This is a genomic window from Rhizobacter sp., assembly GCF_031412075.1.
In the GTDB taxonomy this organism is placed as follows: Bacteria; Pseudomonadota; Gammaproteobacteria; order Burkholderiales; family Burkholderiaceae_C; genus Rhizobacter.
This window is the reverse complement of sequence record NZ_JANOCG010000331.1, coordinates 1-4,291: the sequence shown is the minus strand read 5'-3', so window position 1 is coordinate 4,291 and position 4,291 is coordinate 1. Positions and strand designations below refer to the sequence as shown.

Sequence of the window (4,291 nt, the reverse complement as noted above, 5' to 3'; positions counted from 1 at the left end):
TACTTCGCCCAACACCCCGGCCAGGGTTACTGCGCCTTTGTCGTGGCGCCCAAGGTCGAGAAATTCCGCAAGACCTTTGCCAACCGCGTGCGCGCCGACTGAGCCGAACCGTGTCTGATTTGGCAGCTTGGCGCGCCGGCGCAAGCGGGGCGGGGTATACGCCCGGGCGTGCCGCTCAGCGGGGCCGATAGACTGCGCTCACTATTTGTTACGGACGGCGGCCCACACCTGGGTGGCCGAGCCGGTCAACTGCATAGGCAGCATGGATCAACTGTGGTTGTCAGCGCCTGGCCTCGCGTTGCGGCTGTGGCCTGAGGGGGGCCCGGGCTGGCAACTCAATCCGGCCGGGGCCGCGTGGTCGGCGCAACGCAATCTCGCCACGTCGCACTGGGACGCGCTGGCCGCTGGGCTGCGCGATGCCCTGGCCAACGGTGATGCCAGCGGGCACGCCGGTGTCGGCCTGCCCTCCATCGAACTGGGCTGGACAGCGGTGCCCTTGCCCGAAGGCTGGCTCATCTGGCTCGATGCCGATCCCGCGCCGCGAGCCGGGTGCCCCGAGGCCCGGCTGGCCCTGGTGCAAGAGTTCGGGCGCATCGCCGTGTGGGAGTACGAGTTCGCCTCCGGCCGCCACCACTGGGATGCGCACATGTACCGCCTGATGGGTTTCGACCCGGCCCAAGGCGAACCGTCTTCCGAGCTGGCTTTGCAGCATGTGCACCCCGAAGACCGGGCCGCCTTGCTGGCCGACTACGCACGCTTTGCGCAAGCCACCGGCCGCTACGAAACCCGCTACCGGCTGAAGATGGAAAGCGGCCAGGTCAAACACATCTACGCATGGTGCGAGGTCAAGGCCGGCGCAGACGGACAGCCCGAGCGCATGACCGGTGTGCTGATCGACGAGACGGAAAGCGCCAACCGGCTACGCGCCAGCGAGGCCTCGTCGGCCCAATGGGTGCGTGGGGTGGACATGGCCGCAGTCGCACTGTGGCGGCTCGACCTCGCCACCCAGCGCGGCAGCTTCAGCGACTGGGGTTACCGCATGCTGGGCATCGAGCTGGGGATCGACCTCACGGTCAACGAGCTGCGCGAGCTGATCCACCCCGACGACCGCGCGGCCGTGGTGCGTGCCGCCGAAGAGGCCATGGCCTCCGACCGCGTGATCGACGTGGAAGCACGCTACCGCCATGCCAACGGCGGCTACCGAAACCTCTACTCGCGCCGCGTGGCCGAGCGCGACGAGCAGGGCCAGGTGATCGCCCTGTCGGGTGTGACGATCGACATGACCGAGCTCAGCGCCGAGCGTGAGCGCGCACAAGCTTATGCGCAGCGCATCGACCGCGTCACCAACGCTGCCGGCGTGGGCATCTGGAGCGTCGACATCGAAACGCACGCGATCGAATGGAACGAGCAGATGTACCGGCTTTACGGTCTGCCGCGCGATCAGCCGCCTCCGAACAACGACGTCTGGCTCAACCAGCTCGTCCACCGCGAAGACCGCGAGATTGCACGCCACCACCGCCCCATCGTCGGCACCGGGCCGCAAGGCCTGCATGCCGAATTCCGCATCGTGCGGCCGAATGGCGCGGTGCGTTGGGTGGCCTCGTGGTCGCGGCGCGAAGTGCTGGGCGGGCGCGACCTGGCCTTCGGCGTCAACCTCGACATCACCAACCTGCAGCGCGCGCAGACCGAGCTGCGCCAGACGCAGGAGCGCGCGCGCCTGGCCACCGAATCGGCCGGCATCGGCACCTGGGAGCGCGACCTGCGCAGCGGCCGCGCCAAGTGGGACGCGCAGATGTACCGCCTGCGTGGGCTGCCGGTCGGCCCCGAGTCGCCGTCCGACGACATGCGCTACGCCGCCTACCACCCCGACGACCTGAAGCGCATCAACGGCAACAAGGCCCGCGCCGGCCTGGAAGGCGACACCTACGAAAACGAGTTCCGCGTGATCCTGCCCGACGGGTCCATTCGTTGGCTGGCCACGCGGGGCCTTGTCCAGCGCGATGCGCATGGTGACCCCGAGCGCATGCTGGGTGTGACCTGGGACATCACCGAGCGCCGCAGCGCCGAGCAGGCCATGCGCGACAAGGCCGCTGCCGAGCAGGCGAGCCAGGCCAAGAGCCAGTTCCTTGCCCGCATGAGCCACGAGCTGCGCACGCCGCTCAACGCGGTGCTGGGCTTTGCGCAGCTGCTGGGCAACGACCCGGCCGATGCACCGAGCGAGTCGCAACGCCAGCGAGTCGACCGCATCCACTCGGCCGGCCTGCACTTGCTGGCGCTGATCGACGATGTGCTCGATCTCGCCACCATCGAGTCAGACGCCCTGCCGCTGGCCAACGAGGCGGTGTCGCTGCAAGCCTCGCTCGACGACGTGATGCAGTGGACGCAGCTGCAAGCCACGCAGGCCGGCGTGCGCATGCACGCGCAGCCGATGCCGGGTTGGGTGCGCGCCGACCCGCGCCGGGTGCGGCAGATCCTGTCCAACCTCTTGAGCAACGCCATCAAGTACAACCGGCCACAGGGCGAGGTGTGGGTTTCGGCGCAGCGGGTGGTGCACCAGGGGCAACCCGCCTGGACGCTGTGCGTGCGCGACAGCGGCCGTGGTTTGGCGCCCGAGCAGCAGGCGCAGCTGTTCCAGCCCTTCAACCGCCTGGGCGCGGAACGTGGCGTGATCCAGGGCACCGGCATCGGCCTGGCGATCGTGCACCACCTGGTGCGCCTGATGGGCGGCGAGGTGGCGGTGAGCAGCGAGCCGGGCTTGGGCAGCGAGTTCCGCGTGACGCTGCCCGCCGAGGTGGCGCCGCAGGCCTCTGACCACGCGCCGCTCAGCGGCTTTCACCCCGAGCTTTACGAGCCGAAGGCCGCCGAGCGCCTGAGCGTGCTCTACATCGAAGACAACCCGGTCAACGTGTTGTTGGTGCAGGAGCTGATGGCCATGCGCCGCGACGTGCAGCTGTCGATTGCCGTCGACGGCCTGTCGGGCGTGGCGATGGCCTGCGAAACCCTGCCGCAGGTGGTGCTGGTCGACATGCAGCTGCCCGACATCGATGGCTTCGAGGTGCTGCGCCGCCTGCGCGCCGAGCCCCGCCTGGCGCGCAGCAGCTTCGTCGCCTTGTCGGCCAACGCCATGCCCGAAGACGTGAGCCGCGCCTTGCAGGCGGGCTTTGACGACTACTGGACCAAGCCGATCGACTTCCACGCCTTCTTGCGCGCTCTCACTGCACTCGTCGAGACGCACACACTTTGACCGGGATGCGCGCGCCCCGTGCTCCTGCCAACAGGTTCACCGCAAAGGCGCCAAGAACGCCAAGGTCGCAAAGAACCCGGAGAAGAACCCGGAGAGCTTTCTTTTCCTTTGCGCTCTTTGCGACCTTTGTGCCTTGGCGGTAAAAAAACCGCGCCCTGGCTCCGCCTACTACGGCGCGAGCCGCTCACGCACCCAGGCCTCGCCTTCACGCCGATACCGCAGCCTGTCGTGCAGCCGAGACTTGCGCCCCTGCCAGAACTCCCACACCTCGGGCACCAGGCGGTAGCCGCCCCAGTGCGGCGGGCGCGGCGGCGAGAGGGCATACCGTGCGGCGGTCTTGGCGGCATTGCCCACCAGCACCGCGCGTGAGCTGATCACCTGGCTTTGGGGCGAAGCCCAGGCGCCGATGCGGCTGTCGAGCGGGCGTGAGGCGAAATAGGTGTCGGACTCTTCGGCGCTGGTCTTCTCGACCCGGCCTTCGATGCGCACCACCCGCTCCAGCTCGACCCAGTGGAACTGCAGCGCTGCCCAGGGGTGGCCGGCCAGTTCCCGGCCCTTGCGGCTTTCGTAGTTGGTGTACCAGACGATGCCGCGCTCGTCGGAACCCTTGATCAGAACGATGCGGGTGGAGGGACGGCCATCGGCCCCGACGGTGGCTACCGTCATCGCATTCGGCTCGGGCACTTCGGCCGCAATGGCCTGCTCAAGCCAGAGATGGAATTGCTTCAGTGGCTCGCTGGCAGCCTTGGCTTCATCCAGCTCGCCCAGTTCGTAACTCTTGCGCAGATCGGCTAGTTTGCTCATGCGCCCAGTATGCTGCATGTCAGTGGATTTCACGGCCTGGCGCCCACAGGGTGACCCCGACCCTGGGCAAAGCCCCTAAGTATTGGCCCCACTAGTCCGCAAGGCCACGAGCTTTCATGCTTGCACTCATCCCCGGGGTTGATATCCCGGCAAGCAGTTCAAGGGCCAATCAGGGGTAGATGAATGAAACGCCGACCGGTTGTGGTCGTGCTTGCTGCGGGGCGCGGAGCGCGCTTCAAGGGC

The 4,291-nt window shown here is 68.0% G+C and carries 2 protein-coding genes and 1 pseudogene; 2 read left to right on the top strand and 1 reads right to left on the bottom strand.

Translation table 11 applies throughout. The features are described from left to right. Positions 1-102 (top strand): annotated as a pseudogene (locus RMO40_RS12015) (peptide-methionine (S)-S-oxide reductase MsrA); the annotation flags it as partial. A 160-nt stretch (positions 103-262) separates the two neighbouring features. After that, complete coding sequence (locus RMO40_RS12010; RefSeq protein ID WP_309721169.1) at positions 263-3,244, top strand: PAS domain-containing protein; 2,982 nt, start codon at positions 263-265, stop codon at positions 3,242-3,244. Between the two features lie 168 nt (positions 3,245-3,412). On the opposite strand, the gene pdxH is transcribed toward RMO40_RS12010, so the two are convergent. Beyond that, entirely contained in the window at positions 3,413-4,048 is a 636-nt protein-coding gene (gene pdxH, locus RMO40_RS12005) for a pyridoxamine 5'-phosphate oxidase (protein ID WP_309721166.1), read from the bottom strand. Positions 4,049-4,291: the final 243 nt, after the last annotated feature.